Source organism: Streptomyces sp. NPDC040589 (assembly GCF_055594445.1).
Genome location: NZ_JBVIWP010000019.1, coordinates 26,130 through 47,972 on the forward strand (window position 1 = coordinate 26,130; position 21,843 = coordinate 47,972).

Here is a 21,843-nt window from a genome sequence, read left to right on the forward strand (position 1 = left end):
GTTCCAGCCCATGAGCTCCGAGAAAGCCGACCTGGGGAACGGAAAGCCGCCCATGCGGGACGCCCTGGTGGCGGCGGCCTTCCAGCTGTTCCTCGAGCGGGGTTACGAGCAGACCACCGTCGACGACATCGTGGCGCTCGCCGGCGTCGGACGGCGCTCGTTCTTCCGCTACTTCCCCTCCAAGGAGGACGTGGTCTTCCCGGACCACGAGCGCTGCCTGGCCGACATGACCGCCTTCCTGGCGGAGGGCTCCGATGACGACGAACCCGTGCGGCGGGTCTGCGACGCGGCCCGGCTCGTGCTGCGGATGTACGCCGAGAACCCGACGTTCTCCGTGCAGCGCTACCGCCTGACCAAGCAGGTCCCCGGGCTGCGCGCCTACGAACTGTCGGTGGTGTGGCGCTACGAGCGCGCCCTCGCCGAGTACCTGCGCCGGCGTTTCGCGGCCCGCCGGGACGGCACCCTGCAGGCCGACGTGATCGCGGCGGCGGTGGTCGCGGCACACAACAACGCGCTGCGCTCCTGGCTGCGTTCGGACGGACACGACGAGGCGAGCGCCACGGTGGACCACGCGCTGGCGTACGTGCAGTCCGCGTTCGGCGGCGCGCCGGCGCCCGTGGCGGAACCGCAGCCGGAGGACGTGGTGGTGGTCGTCTCGCGGCGCGGAGCGCCTCTGTGGCGGGTCGTGCAGGAGATCGAGTCGACCCTGGGGCGGGCCTGAGGGTCCGCATATTTGAGGGTACGGAGTGCCTTTACGAGTGGCACTGAGTGCCATACGCTGTGCTGCGTGCACGGTGGCACGGCGAACCGGGCACGCGTGTGCGCGGGGGACCGCGCACCCGGGATTCCGCCCGAGTGCAGGGAGTTGACCAGCGTGTACCACCACTCAGGAAGCGTCGCTCAGCAGACAGCCGGCTCCTCGACGGGTCTCCTCGACCCGAGGGGCCAGGACACGGATGCCATCCTCTTCCAGCGCTGCACCTGGTGCGGCACCGCCATGTTCCACCGCCTGCTGTGTCCGGTCTGCCGGGGCAGCGACCTGCGGACGGAGCGCAGCGAGGGCACGGGCACGGTGCGCCACTCCACGGTGGTGCACCGCAACACGCCCGCGGCACGCAATGTGTCCATGATCGAGATGGCCGAGGGTTTCGTCGTACGCGGCCGGGTGATGGGCCCGCCGATCGGCATCCACAGCGGGGACCGGGTACGGCTGTCCACCGCCAAGGACCCGGTGCGGAGCGAGCCGGTCTTCCAGTTGCTCGACGAGCCGTACCGGGCCTGGAGCTGACCCCCCTTCAGCCTGCGGGCTCAGCCTGAGAACAATGCGTCGGTGCGCACCGGCCGTCCCGTCTCGAAGCTCCGGTTGGCCGCCAGACCGACCGCCGGCGCCAGCACTCCGTCGCGTTCGGTGGCCGTCGGACGGTCCGCCACCGCGGTGTCCGCCGGGCGGGTGGAGTCGACGGGACCGAACAGCACGTCGCGCATGCGCGGGTCGCCGCCGCCATGGGCCTCGTGGGCGACCGCGAGCGGCACGTCCGTACAGGGCGCCGGCGGCCGACGTGACCCGGGTGAGGGCCGACCGCCAGCGGCTCTCCTAAGGATGGGCCGTCCACTCCCTTGCCGGGAGAAAGCACTTGCCGAATCTCGGAAACATCTCAAGGAGCGAGCACGATCCGCAGACCCACGGTGGCGTCCAGGCCCCGGCGCAGCCGGCTGCCGAGCAGGGTGAGCCTGCCCATGAGGCCGTACTTGCGGGCGATCAGCTTCCGGTAGCGGGCGGTGGTGGCCGGGTCGCAGATCTCCGCCGTCGCGGGCACCTGCTCGCCGGTGGGGTTGCCGCGCAGGTCACAGGGGCCGACCAGGACGTCGGCGCGGTTGCGGATCCGCTTCACCTTCCAGGAGTCGGCCACCGTCCAGACGCCGAGCGCGTCCCCGTCGCGTACCACCCAGACGGGGGTGGCGACCGGCGTACCGTTCCTGCGGTAGCTGGTGATCAGCAGGTACTTGCCCGCGCCCAGTTCGTCCAGCGCACTGTCGTCCATGGCGGGCAGTGTACGAGCGTGACCCGCGCGGCGCGCCCCGGGGTCAGCGCAGCGCGGCGGCCGTTCTGCGCACCGCCTCCGTGATCACCTCCGGCGAGGTCGCCAGGTTGAGGCGGACGTGCCCGGCGCCGCCGGTGCCGAAGGGCAGGCCGGAGTTGAGGGCCACGCGGCCGCGGTGCAGGAAGACGTCCGCCGGGTCGTCGCCGAGGCCGAGCGCGCGGCAGTCGAGCCAGGCGAGGTAGGTGGCGTCGCCCGGGCGGTAGCGGATCGCGGGCAGGTGCTCGGCCAGCAGGTCCGCGAGCAAGCGCCGATTGGCCTCGAGGCCGGTCAGCAGGGCGTCCAGCCAGGCGACGCCCTCGCGCAGGGCGGCGGTGTGGGCGATGACGCCGACGTGGCTCGGGCCGTGCCCGACCTCCTCGGGCATGCGTGCCAGGTCGGCGGCGGCCCCGGGTCCGGCGATCGCGAGGGCGGCCTTGAGTCCGGCGAGGTTCCACGCCTTCGAGGCCGACATCAGCGACAGGCCGCGCTCGGCGCCCGGCACGCTCAGGTACGGCACGAAGTCCGTGGCGCCTACGACGAGCGGCGCGTGGATCTCGTCGGCTACGACCCGCACGCCGTACCGCTCGGCGAGCGCGGCCACGGCGGACAGTTCCTCCGCCGTGTGGACGGTGCCGGTCGGGTTGTGGGGGCTGCACAGCAGGTAGGCGGCCCGGCCCCCGTCCGAGACGACCTGCCGGAAGGTCTCCTCCAGGACACCGAGGTCGAGCCGCCCGTCCGCGCCGAGCGGGGCCTCCACCACGCGCCGGTCCATGTGCGCGATGAACTGGTGGAACGGCGGGTACACCGGCGGGTTCACGACCACCGCGTCCCCGTTCCCGGTGACCAGCCTGAGCATCTCGACGACGCCCAGCATGACGTCGGGCACGATCGCGGTGCGCTCCACGGCGAGCCCGTCCCAGTTCCACCGCTTCTCGGCGAAGGCGGCCAGCGCCTCCGCGTAGGACGTGCCGGCGGGGTAGCCGGTGTCCCCGAGGCCGAGGGCGTCGGTGACGGCCCGCACCACGGGCTCGGCGAGCGGCACGTCCATCTCGGCCACCCACAGGGGCAGCACGTCCTGGGGGTAGGTGCGCCACTTCATGCTCGTGCGGCGGCGGAGGCGGTCGAGCGTAAGGGTTTCCAGGGGATTCGGTTCACCGGACGTCTCGTGCGGGATCCTGGTCATGGGCACACGATAGGGGGCTGCGCGGTGAGCGGGAATCTTGCGGACGGGGAGCGGGGAGGGCCGGCGGGCCCGTTCCTGGAGATCGCCTGCGACGAGTCGGGGTCGGACGGCGAGAACCTCACCGGCGGGAACACGGACGTGTTCGCACACGCCAGTGTCTCGCTGTCCATGGCGTCGGCCGCGGCGGCCGTACGGGAGATCCGGGACCGGATCCGTTCACCCGCCGAGGAGTACAAGGCGAACCACCTGCTGCGGGAGAAGCACCGCGCGGTGCTGGAGTGGCTGCTGGTGCCGGAGGGGCCGATGCACGGGCGGGCGCGGGTGCATCTCATGGAGAAGGCGTTCTTCGTGGTGGACCGGGCTGTCGGCCTGCTCCTGGACGACCCCGCCGCGGCCGTCGCCCTGTTCCGCGCAGGACGCCGGACCTTCGGGGAGGAGGGCTGGCGGGAGTTCCTGGAGGCGGCCAACCAGTTGCTCCGGGTCCGCAACAACGGAGAGCCGGGCGCCCCTGTCGAGGGGTTCTACGACACGGTCGACGCGCTGCGGCAGGCGCATCCGCACACCGACGCCGGGAGGGTCCTCGCCCGGCTCGCGGCGACCCGGTCACGCGCGGTGTCGTATCGGGCGGACTTCCTGGACGGACCGCCCCTGATCCCGGTGCTCAACCCGCTGCTCCCGGCGATCGTGCGGACGGCCGCGCTCTGGAGCGGGGACGGACGGGAGGTCCGTCTGGTGCACGACCGGCAGAACATGCTGACGCCCGACCGCATCGCGTGGATCGAGGAGGCGGCGCTGCGGGCGGGGGTCGGCCTGGCCGGGCTGCGGCTCGTCGTCGCGCGCGAGGACGCGCGGGTACAGGTGGCGGACTTCCTGGCCGGGATCGCCCGCAAGATCGCCTCCGACGAGCTGAACGGACGCGGGGACCCCGCGCTCACCGCCCTGCTGCGGCCCTACGTCGATCCGGCCTCGGTGTGGGGTGACACCCGCAGCCTGGCCCTGCTCGCCGCCCCGGCCGCTCCGGTCACCGGCCGGCGATGAAGAGATCACGCTCGCGCTGAACACGGCACGGCTCCGCTCCGTATGGAGAACAGGGCGCTCAACTCAAGGAGGGCCCCGCGGTGTTCGCACCGCGATGTTCGGGTTCGGGAGCCATGCATGAGGCACGCACGACGACGGGTCGTCCGGCGAGTGACACAGCTGGCGGCCGTCGGCGGACTCCTCCTCGGAGGAACGATGGTCACCAGCGCTGTGGCGAGCGAGCCCCCCGACCCTTCCGTCGGCGTCCCCTACTCGGCGAAGCCGGGCACGGGCATGGGCACCGACCTCGTGTCCCGGCTCGGGACCTCCCGCACGGCGGGCAGCTGGGTCGACTCGTCCGGGCGGCCGGTCGTCGCGGTCACCGACGAGAAGGCGGCCGCCGAGGTCAAGCGCGCGGGCGCCAAGGCGAAGATGGTGACTCACAGCATGAGCGCCCTCAAGTCCGCGACGTCGACGCTGCGTTCGGCGCCGCGGGTGGCCGGGACCTCCTGGGCCCTGGACTACCAGAACAACCAGGTCGTGGTACGGGGCGACAGCACGGTCTCCTCCTCCGACTGGTCCCGGCTGACGGAGGTCGCGGACGGCATCGGCGGCTTCGTGCGCATGGAGCGCACCGAGGGCACGTTCACGACGCGGATCAACGGCGCGGAGCCGATCCTGTCGACCGCCGGGCGCTGTTCGGCGGGCTTCAACGTGACCGACGGGACGACCGACTACATCCTCACGGCAGGGCACTGCGGACCCGACGGTTCCGTCTGGTTCTCCGACGACCGGGGCCGCGACCAGGTCGGCACGTCGCTGAAGGGGAGCTTTCCCGGCGACGACTACTCCCTGGTGAAGTACGAGAGCGGCAAGGCGGGCAAGGGCGCGGAGGTCGTGGCGGTCGGCGAGGGCGAGGGGGTGCGGATCACGGGTGTGGCCGATGCCGAGGTCGGGGAGAAGATCTTCCGCAGCGGCAGCACCAGCGGGCTGCGCGAGGGTGAGGTGACCGCGCTGAACGCGACGGTCAACTACCCCGAGGGCACGGTCACCGGGCTGATCGAGACGAACGTGTGCGCCGAACCGGGCGACAGCGGTGGCCCGATGTTCGCCGACGGCATCGCGCTCGGCGTGACCTCGGGCGGCAGCGGGGACTGCAAGGCGGGCGGTACGACGTTCTTCCAGCCGGTGACGAAGGCGCTGACCGAGCTGGGAGTCAAGCTGATCGTGGCCAAGCAGGCCGGTGGCGCCGCGCCCGCGCCGTCGGCCTCGGGTGCCGCTTCGCCCGGCTCGTCGGCGCCGGTGACGGGCGAGGACGTGGCGGGCCTGCTGACCCGCCTCACCGACCCGCGTAACGTCGGCCCCGGCCTGCTGGTGATCGCGGGCAGCCTCCTCGCCCTGGTGGCGACCCGCTGGATCCGCACGGAGCAGGACCGCAAGGCGTATCGGCAGTATTACGGGGCCACTTGGGGGTGACGGCTGCCGGGGGCACGGGGGGCGGGTCCGCTGTGTCAGCGGACCTGGATGACGCTCAGGCCGCCGGCACGGACTGTGGGGCCGCGGCGGCCCACTCCAGGACGAGCCGCCGGTACTCCTCGCGCTGCTCGACACTCAGTGTCCCGCCCGACCGGCGCCACAGGGCCCGGATCTCCTCGTTGACCTCGTCAGCCGATCGCTCGGATGAGGATTCAACAGTGGTGGACATGCTGTGAAGCATACGGTCCCGGACGTGAAGGCGATGTGAGTAATCCCGAGCCAAACGGACATTCCGGACAGTGTTGCTGATCACGTCCATCTCCCGGTAAACGTGAGGCTGTTCACGCTTCGGCCGATCCCAGGACCATCACCTTGATAGCCAGCACGGCCGCGCCGCGCGCCCAGTCGTGAAAATCGGACACCTTCGTCTCGAGGTCGACCGGTGCGGCCAGGGGATGCCGGTTGTCGCGGATGGCCTCCTCGACCGTCGCGCCCGCCACATCCATCAGCCCGACCCCCTCCCCCGCGAGCAGGATCTTCTGCGGCATCACGAAATTGGAGATCTGGGCGACGAGCGTGCCCAGGGCGCGTGCGGCCTCGCCGATGACCCGGGCGGGCATCGGCTCTCCGGCGGCGGCCAGCGCGAGGATCTCCTCGTAGGTCAGGTCGCGGCCGGTGGCGGCCTGGACCTGGTAGCGGATGTTGGGGATGGTCAGCAGCGAGACGGCGCTGCCGCGCCGGCCGTCCGGGGTGAGCGGGCCGTTGGGGTCCACGATCCAGTGACGGCCGAAGCCGCGGTCCTCCTCCGCGCAGGACACCCGCTTGCCGCCGAGCACGAGCCCGTAGCCGATGCCGGCACCGATGGTGAGGACGGCGAAGCGGTCCAGGCCGCGTCCGGCGCCGAACCAGGTCTCGGCCTCGACCAGGGCGGCGACGTCGTTCTCGACGACCACGGGCAGTCCGGTGCGCTCCTCGACGAGTTCGGCGAGGGGGACGTCCCGCCACAGCAGGAAGGGTGACTCCCCGACCACGGCACGGTCCCGAACGAAACCGCCGACCCCGATGCCGATCCCGGCCAGCCGGGGGTGTTCGGCCGCCAGTTCGGCGGTCATCGCGCCGAGCATGTCGGCGACCTCGGCGGGGTCGTGGGTGGTGAGCGGACGGTCATGGCGGGCCACGATGTGGCTGCGGAGCGTGGTGACGACGCAGTAGACCGTGTCCTCGGTGATCTTGAAGCCGAGGAAGGACCCGGAGTCGGCGACGACGTCCAGCGGCTGTGAGGGGCGGCCCTGGCGGGCCTCCGTCGGCGCTCCGGCCTCGGCCACCTCGATCAGCAGGCTCGACTCGATCAGCGGCTTGGTCAGCCGGGTGAGGCTGCCGGCCGACAGACCCAGCCTCCGGGCGAGCTCGGTCCGGGACAGCGGGCCGTGGACGAGTACTTCGATCGCCACGGAGCGCTCCCCCGCGCTCAGCGGCAGCCAGCCGGCGGTGCCTGCGGTCATGTACGTCCGACTCCCCTCAGCCTTTTTTTTCGCACTGAAACCAACATGACCACTCTAGGGCGATGGTGGTTCCTGCGAAAAGATGTTTGCACACCCCTTGACGCAGCAATTGTTTCGCACCAAAAGTAAGTCCCGCCAGAGGACGAGCCGCCGTATGCGAGGGAGTCGCCCGATGACCATCGCCTCCAGCAGTCCTCCGTCGCGTCTGCCCGCGGGCGGCGCCGCGGAGGCACGCAGCAAACCCAGGACACGCCGGACCGAGGTGGGGGACAACCGGGGAGACGGACGGCTGGCCGCGGTGTTCATCGCGCCGGCGCTGCTCGGCTTCGTGGTCTTCCTGCTCTGGCCGACGCTCCGGGGCATCTATCTGAGCTTCACCCGCTTCAACCTGCTGACACCGGCGGAGTGGGTGGGCCTGGACAACTACGTCCGCATGGTCAACGACCCCATCTTCTGGGACTCGCTGTGGGTCACCGTCGAGTACGTCGTCATCAACATCGGCGTGCAGACGGTCGCGGCGCTCGCCATGGCCGTCCTGCTGCAGCGGCTGACCCAGTCGGCGATGCTGCGCGGGATCGTGCTCACGCCGTACCTGATGTCGAACGTCGTGGCCGGCCTCGTCTGGCTCTGGATCCTCGACACGCAGCTGGGCATCGGCAACGAGATCATCAGCGCGCTCGGCGCCGACCGCATCCCGTTCCTCGCCGACGAGACCTGGGCGATCCCGACGATCGCGCTCATCAACGTGTGGCGGCACGTCGGATACACCGCCCTGCTGCTGTTCGCCGGTCTCCAGGCGATCCCGAACGACATGTACGAGGCGGCCAGGGTGGACGGCGCGAGCGAGTGGCGGATGTTCTGGCGGATCACCATGCCGCTGCTGCGGCCGGTGCTCGCGGTCGTGCTGATCATGACCGTGATCGGGTCGTTCCAGGTGTTCGACACCGTCGCGGTGACCACCGCGGGCGGTCCGGCGAACGCGACCAACGTGCTCCAGTTCTACATCTACGGCTCCGCCTTCGGGCGCTTCCAGTTCGGATACGCCTCGGCCATGTCCGTCGCCCTGCTGGTCGTGCTGAGCGCGATCACCGTCCTCCAGTACCGGCTCACCCGGGCCGGCCGGACCGACCTCGGCTGACGGAAGGGAGACACCGACATGGCCACCGTGACGACAACGACGCCGACGACCCTGCGACCGGTCCGGCGCAAGTTCCCCTTCGGGCGGGCCGCCGCCTGGACCCTGATGGGCGTGATCGTCCTGATCACCCTGCTGCCGTTCTACTGGATCCTGCGCACCGCGCTCTCCACCAACGCCGGCCTCAACGCCGACCCGACCAACCCGCTGCCGGTGGACCTCACCACGAGCGGATTCGAACGGGCCCTGGGCATGCAGTCGGCCGAGGAGGCCGTCAAACAGGGCGGCGCGGGCGGCGGGCTCGACTTCTGGCGCTATCTGCTCAACTCCGTGCTGGTCTCGACCCTGATCACCGGCTGTCAGATCTTCTTCTCCGCGATGGCCGCGTACGCCTTCTCGCGGCTGCGCTGGCGGGGCCGGGACAAGGTGTTCGGACTGTTCCTGGCCGGGATGATGGTGCCGGCCATCTTCACGCTGCTGCCGAACTTCGTGCTCATCAAGCAACTGCACCTGATCGACACGCTCCTCGGTATCGCGCTGCCCACCATGTTCATGACGCCGTTCGCGGTGTTCTTCCTGCGGCAGTTCTTCATGAACATCCCCCAGGAGGTCGAGGAGGCCGCGCTGCTCGACGGCGCCGGGAAGATCAAGATCTTCTTCCGGGTGGTGCTGCCGATGGCGTCCACGCCGATCATCACGCTGGGCGTGCTGACGTACATCACCTCCTGGAACGACTACTTCTGGCCGCTGATGGTCTCCTACAGCGACAGCTCGCGGGTGCTGACCGTGGCGCTGGCGGTCTTCCGGGCGCAGACCCCGGCGACCGGCGTCGACTGGTCCGGGCTCATGGCGGCGACGCTGATCGCCGCGCTGCCGATGCTGGTGCTGTTCGCCTGCTTCGCCCGCCGCATCGTCAGCTCCATCGGCTTCACCGGGATCAAGTAAGGGGACTGTGATGCGAATTCGACTTCGTCCGCTCGTCGCGGCGACCGGAGCGCTGGCGCTGTCCCTGGTCAGCGGGTGCGCGCAAGGAGGCGCGGCCGGATCCTCCGCGAACACGGTCACGTACTGGCTGTGGGACGCCAACCAGCTGCCCGCCTACCAGGCCTGCGCCAAGGGGTTCGAGAAGGAGAACCCCGGACTGAAGGTGAAGATCACGCAGCTGGGCTGGAGCGACTACTGGACCAAGCTCACCGCCGGGTTCATCGCGGGCACCGCGCCGGACGTGTTCACCGACCACATCCAGAACTTCGGCCAGTTCGCCGATCTGAAGGTCCTCGAACCGCTCGACGACCTCGGTGTCAAGAACTCCGACTACCAGCCGGGCCTCGCCGCCAACTGGATCGGCAAGGACGGCCACCGCTACGGCGCTCCCAAGGACTGGGACACCGTCTCGCTGTTCTACAACTCCAAGATGACCGAGGAGGCCGGGCTCACCGCCGAGCAGCTGGGCGACCTGTCCTGGAACCCGAAGGACGGCGGCACCTTCGAGAAGGCCATCGCCCACCTCACGGTCGACAGGAAGGGCAAGCGGGGCGACGAGCCGGGCTTCGACAAGAACAACGTCAAGGTGTACGGCCTGGCCACGGGTGGCGGCGGCTTCGGCGACGGCCAGACGCAGTGGAGCCCCTTCACCGGCTCCGCCGGGTGGAACTACCTCAACAAGGCGCGCTGGGGCACGAAGTACCAGTACGACAGCAAGACCTTCCAGTCGGTCGTCGACTGGTACTTCGGCCTGGCGAAGAAGGGCTACATGCCGCCGCTGTCGGACTACAACATCCAGTCCAACCAGCAGAACACGCAGATCGCGGCGGGGAAGGCGGCCACCGCGTTCGACGGGGCCTGGATGATCTCCACCTACACGGGCTTCAAGGGCCGGGACATCAAGACCACCCGGACACCGGTCGGACCGACCGGCAAGCGCGCCACCATGATGAACGGCCTCGCCGACTCCGTCACCAAGGCCTCCAAGAACAAGGCGGGCGCCAAGAAGTGGGTGGCGTATCTGGCCTCGGACAAGTGCCAGACCGTCGTCGGCAAGTACGGCGTCGTCTTCCCCGCCACCGCGGCCGGGACCGAGGCCGCCGTCGCCGCGTACCGGAAGAAGGGCATCGACGTCTCGTCGTTCACCGAACCCGTGGCCGACAAGAAGCGCTTCCGGACCTTCTCGTACCCGATCGCCAGCTACTCCGCGGACATGACGGCGCTCATGCAGCCGGCGATGGAGGACATCTACGGCAACGGAAAGCCCGTCAGCAGCCTCGACCAGACCAACGACCAGATCAACCTGATCCTCTCGCAGTGATCACCCGCACAGTGAAGGGCATGCCTCACATGACGTTCTCCCTCGGCATCGTCGGCGCCGGACAGTTCTCGGGCCAGTTCGCCACCCTGTTCCAGGCCCACCCCGGCGTCAGCGACGTCTACGTCACCGACCTGCTGCCCGAGAGGGCCGAACAGCTCGTCGCCGCGCAGGGCCTCGCCGGCTCCTTCCCGTCGTACCAGGCCATGCTGGAGTCGGAGGACGTCGACGCGGTCGCGATCTTCACCCAGCGCTGGACGCACGGCCCGCTGGTGCTGCAGGGCCTCAACGCCGGCAAGCACGTGTACTCCGCGGTCCCCATGGCGATCAGCACGGAGGAGATCGCGGCGATCATCGACACGGTCAAGGCCACCGGTCTGACGTACATGATGGGCGAGACCAGCGAGTACAACCCGGCGACCGTCCACGCCCGCAACCAGATCGCCGAGGGCGCCTTCGGGCGGCTCTTCTACGCCGAGGGCGACTACGTCCACGACATGGACCTGGGCTTCTACGAGGCCTACCAGTACAGCGGCGGCGAGAACTGGAAGGCCACCGCCAGCTATCCCCCGCTGCTGTACCCGACGCACGCGATCGGCGGGGTACTGGGCGCCTGGCAGACGCACGCCGTCAGCGTGTCGGCGATCGGTGTCCTCGACGACCGGGGCGACGGCGTCTTCGACAAGGACATCAGCCAGTTCGGCAACGACTTCTCCAACGCCACCGCGCTGTTCGAGGTCGCCGGCGGCGGCTCGTTCCGTACGAACGAGTTCCGGCGGGTCGGCTACCCCTCGCACATCCGCGAGTCGCGCTTCCGCTTCTTCGGCACCGAGGCGAGCATGGAGCAGCTCGCCACGGTCGCCCTGTGGCAGGACAAGCAGGGGGTGAAGGACATCAGCGAACTGCTGGAGCCCAAGCCCACCATGGCTCCCGACGACCCGTCGCTGCAGCACATCGCGCCGGAGCTGCGGGCCGCCTTCACCTCCGGGTCGGCGCCCGTGCACGACCGTGAGCGGCTGCCGAGGGAGTTCGACAACCTGCACAACGGCCACGAGGGCAGCCACCACTTCCTGGTGGACGACTTCGTGACCGCCGTCAACTCGCGCACCCTGCCGTCGGTGAACGCGTGGGTCGCCGCCCGTTACACCTTGCCGGGCATCATCGCGCACGAGTCCGCGCGGCAGGGCGGGGTGCGGCTGGAGATCCCGGACTTCGGGGACGCGCCCCAGTAGGAGCCCGTGCGGGCCGGGTGCCTGGGATCAGGTGCCCGGCTTGCGGCCGTACACGAAGACGTCGTCGCCCTTCTTCAGCAGCGACCAGTACTTCTTGGCGTCGGTCTTGGTCATGTTGACGCAGCCGTGCGAGCCCGGCGGGTTCCACACGCTGATGCCGACCGAGTGGAAGGCCTGGCCGCCGTCGAAGAACTGGGCGTAGGGCATCGGCACGTCGTAGATGGAGGAGACGTGGTCGATGTTGCGCCAGTAGATCTTCTTCAGGCCGGTGCGGGTCTCGTCGCCGTCGCGGCCGGTGCGGACCGGGACCGGACCGTAGACGAGCTTCTTGCCGTCCTGGATCCAGCTCAGCTGGAGGGTCAGGTTCACACAGGCGATCCGGCCCTTGTTGACCGGGCACTTGCCGTCCTTGTTGGGGTTCGTCCCGACGGCCTTCTGCTTCTGCATCAGGTCCATCACGCCCCAGGTGACGGGCCCGGCGTAGCCGATGTTCGGGGAGATCCCGTGCTTGGTCTGGAAGGCGCGGATGGCCTTGCAGTCGGTGGCGGACTGCTTTCCGTCGACTGGACGGCCGAGGAACTTCTCCACCTGCTTCTGGTACGGGCCGGTCTGCGTGGTGCAGCTCGCCGCCTGCGCCGGGGTGGCGCCGAGCGCGAGTGTGAGCGGTGCCACCAGGCCGGTGATCCCGAGTGCGACGGCTCCCCGTCTGCGTACGTCCCCCATGGCTCGTCATGCCCTTTCGCGGAGTTGGTCTGCGGTGTTCTGCCAGCTAGACGGGCGAAGGGCGGCTTCGGTTGTGCGGGGGTCCGGCCTGCGACGAAACGGTGACATACCTCACCGCACAGCCGGGGCGGAAGGCGCTGCCGCGAGGGGCCGGTTCCCGCTATGGGCGCAGGGCGTCGTGGAAGGCCGTGTTGACGGCGGTGAGGCCGCCGTCGACGGTCAGGGTGGTGCCGGTGATCCAGGAGGCGTCGGGGGAGGCGAGGAAGGTGACGGCCGCCGCGATGTCTTCCGGTTCGCCGACCCGGCCCAGGGGGTAGAGCCGGCGCAGCGCTTCCAGGTCCTCGTCGCGGCCCTCCCAGGCGGTGGTGCGGACGGTGCCAGGCACCACCAGGTTGACGCGGACACCGCGCGCGGCGGCGTGACCGGCGAGGGTGCGAGTCAGGGAGCCCAGGCCGGCCTTGGCGGCGCTGTAGGCGTGGTTGCCGAAGTCCTGCAGGCCGTTGACGGAGCCGATCGAGACGACGGCGCCGCGCCCGGAGGCGGCCAGGTGCGGCAGCGCGGCACGGCAGCAGCGGTACGCGCCGGACAGGGTGACGTCGAGGTCGCGCGCCCACGACTCGTCCGGTTCGTCCTCGAAGAGGGGCGCGTCGGGCGAGCAGTGGGCGGCGCTGTTGACCAGCACGTCGAGCGAGCCGAAGGTGTCGACGGCGTGGGCGACGGCAGCCTCGACCGCCGCCCGGTCGGCCACGTCGCACGCGCGCCCCTCGGCGGTGTGCCCCTGGTCCCGCAGGGCCCGCGCGGTCCGCGTGGCCTCGGCCGGGTCCTGGTCGGCCACCAGGACCCGCGCCCCCTCCCGCGCGAACCGGCGGGCGGTGGCGGCACCGATGCCGCGTGCCCCGCCGGTGATGAGAACCCCGTACCCCTCGAAGCGCCTGGTGCCCGTCATGGGCCGACCGTACTGCCCCGGGGGTGGCTCAGCGGTAGCCGCTCGTGTCGGCCGGCTTGCCCGTGTCCTGGACCTCGACGAGATAGCGCCAGGCGTCCGGGCGGCTGCCGTCGAGGTCGGTGAAGCCGTACACCTGGGCGAGGCCGCCGCTGGAGAGGGACTGGCCGTTCCAGCGCGCCACGTCCGGGTCGGCCGCGAGCGCGGCCACGGCCCGTCCGACGTAGCGCGGGGTCTCCGAGATGGCGAAGTGGGGGACGCGTTCCAGGGCGTCGCGCCAGTTCTCCTCCTGTACGCCGAAGGCCTCCAGCATGATCTCCGAGCGCATCCAGCCCGGCGTGAGGGCGACGGCGGTGGCACCGCGCGGACCGAGCTCGTGGCCGAGGGAGAAGGCCATGCGCAGGACGGACGTCTTGGCGAGGTCGTAGAAGAAGCTGTTGCGGTAGGTGTCGCGGTTGTAGTCGGCGGTGCCGTCGGTGACCTCGACGACCAGGCCGCCGGGGTGGCGCAGCAGCAGGGGCAGGGCGTGGTGGCTGGTGATCGCGTGTGTCTCGACGGCGAGCCGGAGCAGGCGCAGGCCGTTGTCGAGGTCGTGCTCCCAGACCGGGAGGTCCCATCCGAAGAGCTTCTCGCCGCCCCAGATGTCGTTGACGAGGACGTCGAGGCGGCCCTGCTCGCCGTCGATCCGCTCCACGAGCGTGCGGACCTGCGCCGGGTCGAGATGGTCCGTGGGGACGGCGATGCCCTGGCCGCCGGCCTCGGTGACCAGGTCGGCGGTGTCCTCGATGGTCTCGGGCCGGTCGTACTCCGAGCGGCGGGTGCGCGTGCTGCGTCCCGTGACGTAGACGGTGGCGCCCGCCGCGCCGAGTTCCACCGCCATGCCCCGTCCGGCGCCCCGGGTCGCCCCGGCGACCAGTGCGACCTTGCCCTTCAGCGGAGCTGACATGTCCGACCTCCCGTTGCCGTGAATGCGTGGTGCTTCGAGAGTGACGGGTAAGCCGGACATCTTCTGTCGCCTTTTCCGCGGGTGTGTCGTGGCGGCACGCGGTCAGTGACCGCGGGCGATCCACTCCTGCAGCTGCGGGGCCTCCGCACCGATGGTCGTGGGGTCCCCGTGGCCGGTGAGGACCTTCGTCTCGGGCGGCAGCGTGAGCAGCCGGTCACGGATCGAGTCGATGATCGTCGGGAAGTGCGAGAAGGACCGGCCGGTGGCGCCGGGGCCGCCCTGGAACAGCGTGTCGCCGCTGAAGACGGTGGCAAGACCCGGGTCGTACAGACACACCGCGCCGGGCGCGTGCCCCGGGGTGTGCAGGACCCGCAGGTCGGCGCCGCCGGCCTCGATCGTCTGGCCGTCGACCAGCCAGGCGTCGGGCTCCCGGTCCGGGTGGGTCTGCTTCCACAGCGGCAGGTCGTCGTGGTGCAGCCAGATCGTGGCCCCGGTGCGCTCGGCGAGGGCGGGGGCGGCGTCGATGTGGTCGTTGTGGGCGTGTGTGCACACGATGGCCGTGAGCCGGCGGTCCCCGACGGCCCGGGCGATGGCGTCGGCGTCGTGGGCGGCGTCGATGACGATCGCCTCGTGGTCGTCGCCGACGATCCACACGTTGTTGTCGACGTCCCAGGTGCCGCCGTCGAGGCTGAACTGGCCGGAGGTGACGAGGCGTTCGACTCGGGTGGTCATCAGAACACCACCACCGAGCGCAGCACGTCGCCGTGGTGCATCCGCTCGAACGCCTTCTCCACCTCGTCCAGCTGGATGGTCTCGGTGACGAACGCCGCGAGGTCCAGGCGCCCTTGCAGATGCAGGTCGATCAGCATGGGGAAGTCGCGGGAGGGCAGGCAGTCGCCGTACCAGCTCGACTTGAGCGATCCGCCACGGCCGAAGACGTCGAGCAGCGGCAGATCGAGCTTCATGTCCGGGGTGGGCACGCCGACGAGGACGACCGTGCCGGCGAGGTCGCGGGCGTAGAAGGCCTGCTTGTACGTCTCCGGGCGGCCGACCGCCTCGATGACGACGTCGGCGCCGAATCCGCCGGTGAGCTCGCGGATGGCCTCGACCGGGTCGGTCTCGCGCGAGTTGACGGTGTGGGTGGCGCCCATCGTCCGGGCGGTCTCGAGCTTGCGATCGTCGATGTCGACGGCGATGATCCGCGCCGCTCCGGCCAGCTGCGACCCTGCGACGGCCGCGTCACCGACGCCGCCGCAGCCGATGACGGCGACCGTGTCGCCCCGGCCGACGTTGCCGGTGTTGATCGCGGCACCGATGCCTGCCATGACGCCGCAGCCGAGCAGCCCGGCCACCTGCGGGGCGGCCTCCGGGGCGACCTTGGTGCACTGCCCGGCCGCGACCAGCGTCTTCTCGGCGAAGGCGCCGATGCCGAGCGCCGGGGAGAGCTCCTGGCCGGTCGAGGCGAGGGTCATCTTCTGCTCGGCGTTGTGGGTGTCGAAGCAGTACCAGGGCCGCCCGCGCAGACAGGCCCGGCACTTCCCGCACACCGCACGCCAGTTGAGGATCACGAAGTCGCCGGGCTCGACGTCGGTGACGCCGTCGCCGACCGCCTCCACCACGCCCGCCGCCTCATGGCCGAGCAGGAACGGGAAGTCGTCGCTGATGCCGCCCTGCTTGTAGTGCAGGTCGGTGTGGCACACCCCGCAGGCCTGGACGCGCACGACCGCCTCTCCGGGACCGGGGTCGGGCACCACGATCGTCTCGATGCGCACCGGCTCGTCCTTGCCGGGTGCGATCACACCGCGTACTTCCTGCGCCATCGCGCTGACTCCTTCGTCGGCCGGGGTCCGTCCCTTCCGACCCTACGCGCGACTGATCGGTAAGGGGCGGGGATCGGCCACCTCAGACGCATGATCACGAGTTCTGCCCAGCGCAGAAAGCAGGGCACCGTACTCGCCCCGCGCCGTAGCCTGAACGCTCCGCCCGACGCCGAAGGAGCGACGTGAGCATCGCAGAGACCGATTCCGCCGCGCCTCCCTGGCGGCTGCTCCTCGGGTACGTCCGGCCGCATCGCTGGTCCCTGGCCGTCGGTGCCGTGCTCTCGCTGGTCACCGGGGCGACCGGGCTGCTGCTGCCGTTGGTGGCCAAGGGCCTGATCGACGATCTGTCGAACGACCGGGCCATCACCGGAGCGCTGCTGGCGATGTCGGCGCTGGTGCTGGCCAACGCCGTGGTGGGGGCACTGGGTTCGTACGTGCTGCAGCGCACCGCGGAGTCGGTGGTGCTCGGGGCGCGGCGCGCGCTGTCGTCGTATCTGCTGCGGCTGCGGATCACGGCCGTGGACCGCAGCGAACCCGGGGATCTGATGGCCCGCATCACCTCCGACACCACTCTGCTGCGCCAGGTCACCACCAACTCGCTGGTCGGTCTGGGCACGGGCGGTCTCACCCTCGTCGCGACGATCGTGATGATGGGCCTGGTGGATGTCGTGCTGCTGGGCGTCACACTGGCCGTGATCGCGGGTGCGGGGGTGATCCTCGGCGTGATCGTGCCGCGCATCAACAAGGCGAGTCGGCGGGCGCAGGACGCGGTGGGTGTCATGGGTGCCTCGCTGGAGCGGGTCCTCGGCGCCCTGCGCACCGTGAAGGCGTCGGGTGCCGAGCACCGGGAGGAGGCCACGCTGCACGAGGCGGCTCAGGAGTCCTGGCGGCAGAGCGTGCGGGCCGCCAGGTGGTCGGCGGCCGCGGGCAACACGGCGGGGCTCTCCATGCAGATCGCCTTCATCACGGTGCTTGCGGTGGGCGGCGCGCGCGTCGCGACCGGCGCCGTCGACGTGGGCACGCTGGTCGCGTTCCTGCTGTACGTCTTCTACCTGATGTCGCCGATACAGCAGGTCGTCGGCGCCGTCACGCAGTACCAGACGGGCGCCGCGGCTCTCACCCGCATGCAGGAGGCGCTGCTTCTGCCCGCCGAGCCGTCCTCCCGGTTCGCGCCGCTCCCCTCACCCGGCGCACAGCCCGCCGCCCTCGCCTTCGAGGACGTCCGCTTCCGCTACGCCGACGACCTGCCGTACGTCCACCACGGCGTGACGTTCGCCGTGCCCGCGCAGGGCATGACGGCGTTCGTGGGCCCGTCCGGCGCCGGCAAGACCACCGTCTTCTCGCTGATCGAGCGGTTCTACGACCCCGACTCCGGCGTGATCACGCTGGACGGCCGGGACCTGTCCGACTGGGATCTGCCCCAACTGCGCGCCGCGATCGGCTATGTGGAGCAGGACGCGCCGGTCCTGTCGGGCTCGCTGCGGGACAACCTGCTGCTGGGCAACCCGGACGCGGACGAGGGCGCCCTCGCGCGGGTGCTGAAGACGACCCGTCTCGACGGCCTGATCGCCCGGCTGCCCGCAGGGCTCGACACGCTCGTCGGGCACCGCGGCACCAAGCTGTCGGGCGGTGAGCGGCAGCGCGTCGCCATCGCCCGCGCGCTGCTGCGCCGGCCCCGGCTGCTGCTGCTCGACGAGGCCACCTCGCAGCTGGACGCGGTGAACGAGGCGGCGCTGCGGGACACCGTCGCGGACGTGGCCCGGACGACCACGGTTCTCGTCGTGGCGCACCGGCTGTCGACGGTGACGATGGCCGACCGGATCGTGGTGATGGACGCGGGCCGGGTCCGGGCCGTCGGCACCCACCGCGAACTCGTGACCTCCGACCCGCTCTACGCGGAGCTGGCGGCGACCCAGTTCCTGGCCGCGGCCGACTGAGCCGTCGCCTCAGGGCCGGTGGCCCGGCTGCGCTTGCCGAGCCCGGCGGGCGGGAGGAGGCTCAAGGGTGAGGCTTCTCGCGGCCCGCTCCCCGTCGGGTCGCGGCCCTGCGAAGGAGGTCATCATGGGAACCGCGGCAGACCCCGCCTTCGACCGAGACACCCTGCGCCGGGGGGTGGAAGGACAGACCCCGGACATTCTGCTCTCCCTCTACGCCGACGACGCGGAACTCCGCATCGTGGACCGCACGACCCAGCCCAGCCACCCCAAGGTCCTGCACGGCCGGGAGGAGATCGGCCGGATGCTGGAGGACGTCTACAGCCGCGACATGACGCACAAGATGGAGCGGTGCGTCGTCCAGGGCGACGAGGCCGCCTACAGCGAGAGCTGCGAGTACGCGGACGGCGTGCGCGTCCTGTCCGAGTCCATGATCTCGCTGCGGGGCGGCAAGATCACCGAACAGACCCTGATCCAGGCCTGGGACGAGTAGGAGAAGCGACAGGATTAAGGTGGGGCCGGGCCGTGACTGGCGCTGAGGTGGAGCACCACCGGGGAGCGGCCCCGCGGAGCGATGCCGTGCGCCTGGGCGAAGCAGTACACCAGCCCAGGAGTGGATCATGTCCAAGGCACGGCTCATGGACGGCACCTCGCTCGCCCGGCAGATGGTGGAGCAGGCCGGCAAGCGCGCGGCGCACCTCACCGAGCAAACGGGCACCGCCCCGTGTCTCGCCACGGTGCTCGTCGGCGAGGACCCCGCGTCCGTCACCTACGTCCGTATGAAGCAGAACCGCTGCCGCAAGGCCGGTATCACCTCGCGGCATGTGACGCTGCCCGCCGCCACGACCACCGGGGAACTCGTCGGCGCGCTCGAGGCGCTGTCCGGCGACCCCGGCGTGCACGGCATCCTGCTCCAGCACCCCGTCGGCGAGCACATCGACGAGCGGGCCGCGTTCGAGGCGATCGCGCCCGGGAAGGACGTCGACGGCGTCACCTTCGCCTCCTTCGCGACGATGAGCTTCGGCCTGCCGGGCTTCTTGTCCTGCACGCCCGGCGGGATCATGCGGCTGCTCGACGAGTACGGCGTCGACCCGGCCGGGAAGCGGGCCGTGGTCGTGGGCCGCAGCGCGATCCTCGGCAAGCCGGTCGGCATGCTGCTGCTCGCCCGGGACGCCACGGTCACCTACTGCCACTCGCGCACCCGGGACCTGTCCGCCGCCGTGCGCGAGGCGGACATCGTGGTGGCCGCGGTGGGACGGCCCCGGCTGATCCGCGGCCAGGACATCAAGCCCGGCGCCGTCGTGATCGACGCCGGGTACAACGCCGGCAACGTGGGCGATGTCGACTTCGACTCCGCCGTGGAGCGGGCCTCGCTGATCACGCCGGTGCCGGGCGGGGTCGGGCCGATGACGATCGCCACGCTGCTGGAGCAGACCGTGGACGCCGCGGCCCGGCAGCTCGGTCTGCCCGGGGTGTGATCAGCCCATCCAGGCGCTGTACGACATGACGGCGCCCTTCTTGACGCCGTACTCCGGTTCGTCGGCGGTGAAGGTGCTCTCCAGGCCGAGGACGGCACCGGTGGCCGGGTCCGTGATCAGCATGTGGCGGACGCCGGAGCCGTCGTACACGTACGCCTGGCCGCGCCGGCCCAGCCGGTCGGTCACCTGGCCGACCGGCCGCAGCCCCTCGGCGCCGGCCAGGAGCCGGACGAGCGCCGCGGTCTCCCGTGCGCCGAGGGTCCAGTGGTCGAGCAGTACCTCGACGGCGTCCAGCAGTTGGGGCGTGGTCAGCGGCCCGTCGGTGTACTGGGCCTCCGTCAGATAGGCGCGCAGCCGTGCGGGGTCGCCCGGCGGAGGAGACTGGGGCGGTGCGTCGCTCCAGCTCGGCGGGTAGGTCCGGTCGCTGATGACGTGCCCGTCGTCGACGAGGTGGGGTTCGCCGTCCGCGTCGGAGAGGACCGGGCGGCCCGGATGCCTCGGGTCGGTGGCCACGACGAGCTCGGTGTGGCTGGCATCGGCCCGCCAGCGCACGATGCGTTCCTCGGGCAGGGTGATCGGGGGCTTGGCGTCCGACATGCCCAAGCTCCAGGACTGCACGTGCGTGCCCTTGCGCAGGCGGGGCGTGCCGTCGGCCGCGGCCTGCTCGGCACGTTCGGCCAGCCGGTCCAGGGGCACGGGGGTGGAGCCGGTCTGCACCACCAGTGGGCGGGGGGCCGCGACCGCCGGTGTGGTGTCCGGGCCGCCCAGCACGAGGGTGAGCGTCAGGGCGGCGACGACGGCAGTGGCCACGAGCCCCCAGGCCAGCCGGGGCCGGCCCGGGCCCGGCAGCAGCCTGTCCCGCAGACGGCCGGAGGGCCGCTCACGCAGCAGACGCTCGAGCCGGCGCTCCGCGTCGTGGTCCAGGGGACCGTCGCCGAGGTGGGGGCCGTCGTGCGGCACCGGGTTGGCGCTGCGCAGCAGTTCGAGTTCGTCAGCCATGGCCGTGTTCCTTCGGGGCGGTCATGCGGGCGGCGGGCAGGGGGCACGGGGCGCGGACCTCGCCGGCCGTGAGGGCGGAGGCACGCGACCGGATCTCACCGGCCGTCACCTCCCCGCTCCTGAGGGAGGCTCGGGCGGCGCGGGTGCGGCGTGGCGGGCGGGGGCCGCCGGTCGTCGTGCAAGACGCGTCAGTCATCGTCCCGCCCTCCCGCGGAGTGCGCCTCGGCCTTGGCGCGGTCGGGGGCCATGCGGTCGATCTCGGTTCTCAGACGGCGGCGGGCCCGGTGCAGCCGCATGGCGGCGGCCCGGCTGCCGCAGCCGAGGACGACCGCGACCTCGTCGACGCCGAGTTCCTCCCAGGCCGTCAGGCGCAGCACCTCCTGGTCGGCCGCGGACAGGCGGGACAGTGCCTCGTGGACCCAGGCGCCGGGTGTGTCGGCCTCGGGACCCATCGCGATGTGCCGCCCGTGCGCGGTGTCGTCGTTGCCGAGCCGGTCGACGAGCCGGCGGCGGCGTCCGTGGCCGCGTACCGCGTTGGCCAGGCAGTTGCGTGCCACGCCGTACAGCCAGGGCAGCGGGGTGGGCGGCAGGTCGGCCCGGCGCCGCCAGGCGACCGTGAACACCTCCGCCACCACTTCCTCCACCTCACCGGCCCGCCCCTCCAGTCGCCGTGCGACATAGCGGCTGACCGCCCAGTAGTGCTCGCGGTAGGCAGCGGCGAAGATCTCGTCGTCGCTCATGTCCCGTTCGTGTCCGGCACCTTGTCGATCGTCACACCCGTTTTCGTGATGCTCGTCGCGTCCGTGCAGTGTGACGTCCGGGCGGGGCTCGGACACAGGCGGGGTATGAGGCACCTCAAGTGGCTGACGACCACGGATCACAAGACGATCGGCACGCTGTACCTGGCGACGTCGTTCGCGTTCTTCGTCATCGGTGGCGTGATGGCGCTGTTCATGCGCGCCGAGCTGGCCCGGCCGGGTCTGCAGATCATGTCGAACGAGCAGTTCAACCAGGCGTTCACGATGCACGGCACGATCATGCTGCTGATGTTCGCGACGCCGCTGTTCGCCGG

Annotated in this window: 25 protein-coding genes and 1 riboswitch; of the genes, 12 read left to right on the top strand and 13 right to left on the bottom strand. The window is 71.0% G+C overall.

Features of this window, described 5'->3' with window-relative positions; genetic code table 11:
* The first annotated feature begins 52 nt into the window (after positions 1–52).
* Both ACZ58V_RS41180 and ACZ58V_RS41185 read left to right on the top strand, forming a co-directional pair.
* A complete protein-coding gene (locus ACZ58V_RS41180) occupies positions 53–721 on the top strand; it encodes a TetR family transcriptional regulator (protein WP_468199614.1) in 669 nt (222 codons plus the stop codon).
* A 153-nt stretch (positions 722–874) separates the two neighbouring features.
* Positions 875–1,288, top strand: coding sequence for a Zn-ribbon domain-containing OB-fold protein (locus ACZ58V_RS41185; RefSeq protein ID WP_468199563.1), 414 nt, complete (start codon positions 875–877; stop codon positions 1,286–1,288).
* 20 nt (positions 1,289–1,308) lie between these two features.
* Here the strand turns inward: ACZ58V_RS41185 and ACZ58V_RS41190 are convergent, their stop codons facing one another.
* From ACZ58V_RS41190 to ACZ58V_RS41200, 3 genes are all read right to left on the bottom strand, one after another.
* Positions 1,309–1,533, bottom strand: a complete 225-nt coding sequence (locus ACZ58V_RS41190; protein ID WP_468199565.1) for a hypothetical protein — start codon at positions 1,531–1,533, stop codon at positions 1,309–1,311.
* A gap of 122 nt (positions 1,534–1,655) precedes the next feature.
* Positions 1,656–2,042, bottom strand: coding sequence for a PPOX class F420-dependent oxidoreductase (locus tag ACZ58V_RS41195; protein WP_468199567.1), 387 nt, complete (start codon positions 2,040–2,042; stop codon positions 1,656–1,658).
* 43 nt (positions 2,043–2,085) lie between these two features.
* Positions 2,086–3,264, bottom strand: coding sequence for a MalY/PatB family protein (locus ACZ58V_RS41200; RefSeq protein WP_468199569.1), 1,179 nt, complete (start codon positions 3,262–3,264; stop codon positions 2,086–2,088).
* A 24-nt stretch (positions 3,265–3,288) separates the two neighbouring features.
* Between ACZ58V_RS41200 and ACZ58V_RS41205 the strand changes: the two genes are divergently transcribed.
* Both ACZ58V_RS41205 and ACZ58V_RS41210 read left to right on the top strand, forming a co-directional pair.
* Positions 3,289–4,302 carry a hypothetical protein gene (locus ACZ58V_RS41205; RefSeq protein ID WP_471296501.1) on the top strand — a complete coding sequence of 338 codons (1,014 nt, stop codon included), beginning with the start codon at positions 3,289–3,291 and terminating at the stop codon, positions 4,300–4,302.
* A gap of 117 nt (positions 4,303–4,419) precedes the next feature.
* Positions 4,420–5,757 (top strand): S1 family peptidase, encoded by a 1,338-nt coding sequence (locus ACZ58V_RS41210; protein ID WP_468199573.1) that lies wholly within the window; start codon positions 4,420–4,422, stop codon positions 5,755–5,757.
* A gap of 55 nt (positions 5,758–5,812) precedes the next feature.
* Here ACZ58V_RS41210 and ACZ58V_RS41215 read toward each other — a convergent pair whose 3' ends face one another.
* Both ACZ58V_RS41215 and ACZ58V_RS41220 read right to left on the bottom strand, forming a co-directional pair.
* On the bottom strand, positions 5,813–5,998 hold the full coding sequence (locus ACZ58V_RS41215; protein WP_189727635.1) for a hypothetical protein: 186 nt from the start codon (positions 5,996–5,998) through the stop codon (positions 5,813–5,815).
* A gap of 100 nt (positions 5,999–6,098) precedes the next feature.
* Positions 6,099–7,259 carry an ROK family protein gene (locus ACZ58V_RS41220; protein WP_468199576.1) on the bottom strand — a complete coding sequence of 387 codons (1,161 nt, stop codon included), beginning with the start codon at positions 7,257–7,259 and terminating at the stop codon, positions 6,099–6,101.
* A 172-nt stretch (positions 7,260–7,431) separates the two neighbouring features.
* Between ACZ58V_RS41220 and ACZ58V_RS41225 the strand changes: the two genes are divergently transcribed.
* From ACZ58V_RS41225 to ACZ58V_RS41240, 4 genes are read left to right on the top strand one after another with little or no spacing between them, the layout of a single operon-like run.
* Entirely contained in the window at positions 7,432–8,397 is a 966-nt protein-coding gene (locus ACZ58V_RS41225) for a carbohydrate ABC transporter permease (protein WP_189727639.1), read from the top strand.
* Between the two features lie 18 nt (positions 8,398–8,415).
* On the top strand, positions 8,416–9,339 hold the full coding sequence (locus ACZ58V_RS41230; protein ID WP_468199580.1) for a carbohydrate ABC transporter permease: 924 nt from the start codon (positions 8,416–8,418) through the stop codon (positions 9,337–9,339).
* Positions 9,340–9,349: 10 nt separating this feature from the next.
* Positions 9,350–10,699, top strand: coding sequence for an ABC transporter substrate-binding protein (locus ACZ58V_RS41235; protein WP_468199582.1), 1,350 nt, complete (start codon positions 9,350–9,352; stop codon positions 10,697–10,699).
* Positions 10,700–10,728: 29 nt separating this feature from the next.
* Positions 10,729–11,928 (top strand): Gfo/Idh/MocA family protein, encoded by a 1,200-nt coding sequence (locus ACZ58V_RS41240; RefSeq protein WP_468199616.1) that lies wholly within the window; start codon positions 10,729–10,731, stop codon positions 11,926–11,928.
* 27 nt (positions 11,929–11,955) lie between these two features.
* On the opposite strand, the gene ACZ58V_RS41245 is transcribed toward ACZ58V_RS41240, so the two are convergent.
* The 5 genes from ACZ58V_RS41245 to ACZ58V_RS41265 form a co-directional block, all read right to left on the bottom strand.
* Positions 11,956–12,651 carry a L,D-transpeptidase family protein gene (locus ACZ58V_RS41245; protein ID WP_468199584.1) on the bottom strand — a complete coding sequence of 232 codons (696 nt, stop codon included), beginning with the start codon at positions 12,649–12,651 and terminating at the stop codon, positions 11,956–11,958.
* Between the two features lie 160 nt (positions 12,652–12,811).
* Complete coding sequence (locus ACZ58V_RS41250) at positions 12,812–13,597, bottom strand: SDR family NAD(P)-dependent oxidoreductase (RefSeq protein ID WP_471296506.1); 786 nt, start codon at positions 13,595–13,597, stop codon at positions 12,812–12,814.
* A 28-nt stretch (positions 13,598–13,625) separates the two neighbouring features.
* Positions 13,626–14,540: an SDR family oxidoreductase gene (locus ACZ58V_RS41255; RefSeq protein WP_471296509.1), complete on the bottom strand. Its 915-nt coding sequence runs from the start codon at positions 14,538–14,540 to the stop codon at positions 13,626–13,628.
* Between the two features lie 102 nt (positions 14,541–14,642).
* Complete coding sequence (locus ACZ58V_RS41260; protein WP_468199591.1) at positions 14,643–15,272, bottom strand: MBL fold metallo-hydrolase; 630 nt, start codon at positions 15,270–15,272, stop codon at positions 14,643–14,645.
* Entirely contained in the window at positions 15,272–16,360 is a 1,089-nt protein-coding gene (locus ACZ58V_RS41265) for an S-(hydroxymethyl)mycothiol dehydrogenase (protein ID WP_468199593.1), read from the bottom strand. Before ACZ58V_RS41265 ends, ACZ58V_RS41260 begins: the two co-directional genes overlap by 1 nt.
* 182 nt (positions 16,361–16,542) lie before the next feature.
* Between ACZ58V_RS41265 and ACZ58V_RS41270 the strand changes: the two genes are divergently transcribed.
* The 3 genes from ACZ58V_RS41270 (at position 16,543) to ACZ58V_RS41280 (ending at position 19,772) form a co-directional block, all read left to right on the top strand.
* Positions 16,543–18,297, top strand: a complete 1,755-nt coding sequence (locus ACZ58V_RS41270; protein ID WP_468199595.1) for an ABC transporter ATP-binding protein — start codon at positions 16,543–16,545, stop codon at positions 18,295–18,297.
* A 124-nt stretch (positions 18,298–18,421) separates the two neighbouring features.
* Complete coding sequence (locus ACZ58V_RS41275) at positions 18,422–18,787, top strand: nuclear transport factor 2 family protein (RefSeq protein WP_468199598.1); 366 nt, start codon at positions 18,422–18,424, stop codon at positions 18,785–18,787.
* Between the two features lie 22 nt (positions 18,788–18,809).
* A riboswitch (ZMP/ZTP riboswitch) is annotated at positions 18,810–18,892 on the top strand.
* Positions 18,893–18,914: 22 nt separating this feature from the next.
* Positions 18,915–19,772 (top strand): bifunctional 5,10-methylenetetrahydrofolate dehydrogenase/5,10-methenyltetrahydrofolate cyclohydrolase, encoded by an 858-nt coding sequence (locus ACZ58V_RS41280; protein ID WP_471296514.1) that lies wholly within the window; start codon positions 18,915–18,917, stop codon positions 19,770–19,772.
* Here ACZ58V_RS41280 and ACZ58V_RS41285 read toward each other — a convergent pair whose 3' ends face one another.
* Genes ACZ58V_RS41285 through ACZ58V_RS41295 form a run of 3 tightly spaced genes read right to left on the bottom strand, consistent with a single transcriptional unit; the run spans position 19,773 to position 21,511 of the window.
* Positions 19,773–20,771: a CU044_5270 family protein gene (locus ACZ58V_RS41285; protein WP_471296516.1), complete on the bottom strand. Its 999-nt coding sequence runs from the start codon at positions 20,769–20,771 to the stop codon at positions 19,773–19,775. It lies immediately after the preceding gene.
* Entirely contained in the window at positions 20,764–20,967 is a 204-nt protein-coding gene (locus tag ACZ58V_RS41290; protein ID WP_468199606.1) for a hypothetical protein, read from the bottom strand. Before ACZ58V_RS41290 ends, ACZ58V_RS41285 begins: the two co-directional genes overlap by 8 nt.
* A complete protein-coding gene (locus tag ACZ58V_RS41295) occupies positions 20,960–21,511 on the bottom strand; it encodes an RNA polymerase sigma factor (RefSeq protein WP_471296518.1) in 552 nt (183 codons plus the stop codon). The genes ACZ58V_RS41290 and ACZ58V_RS41295 overlap by 8 nt, the downstream gene beginning before the upstream one ends.
* A 105-nt stretch (positions 21,512–21,616) precedes the next feature.
* Between ACZ58V_RS41295 and ACZ58V_RS41300 the strand changes: the two genes are divergently transcribed.
* Positions 21,617–21,843 (top strand): cbb3-type cytochrome c oxidase subunit I (locus ACZ58V_RS41300; RefSeq protein WP_451876439.1); only part of this gene is annotated, 227 nt, incomplete at its 3' end.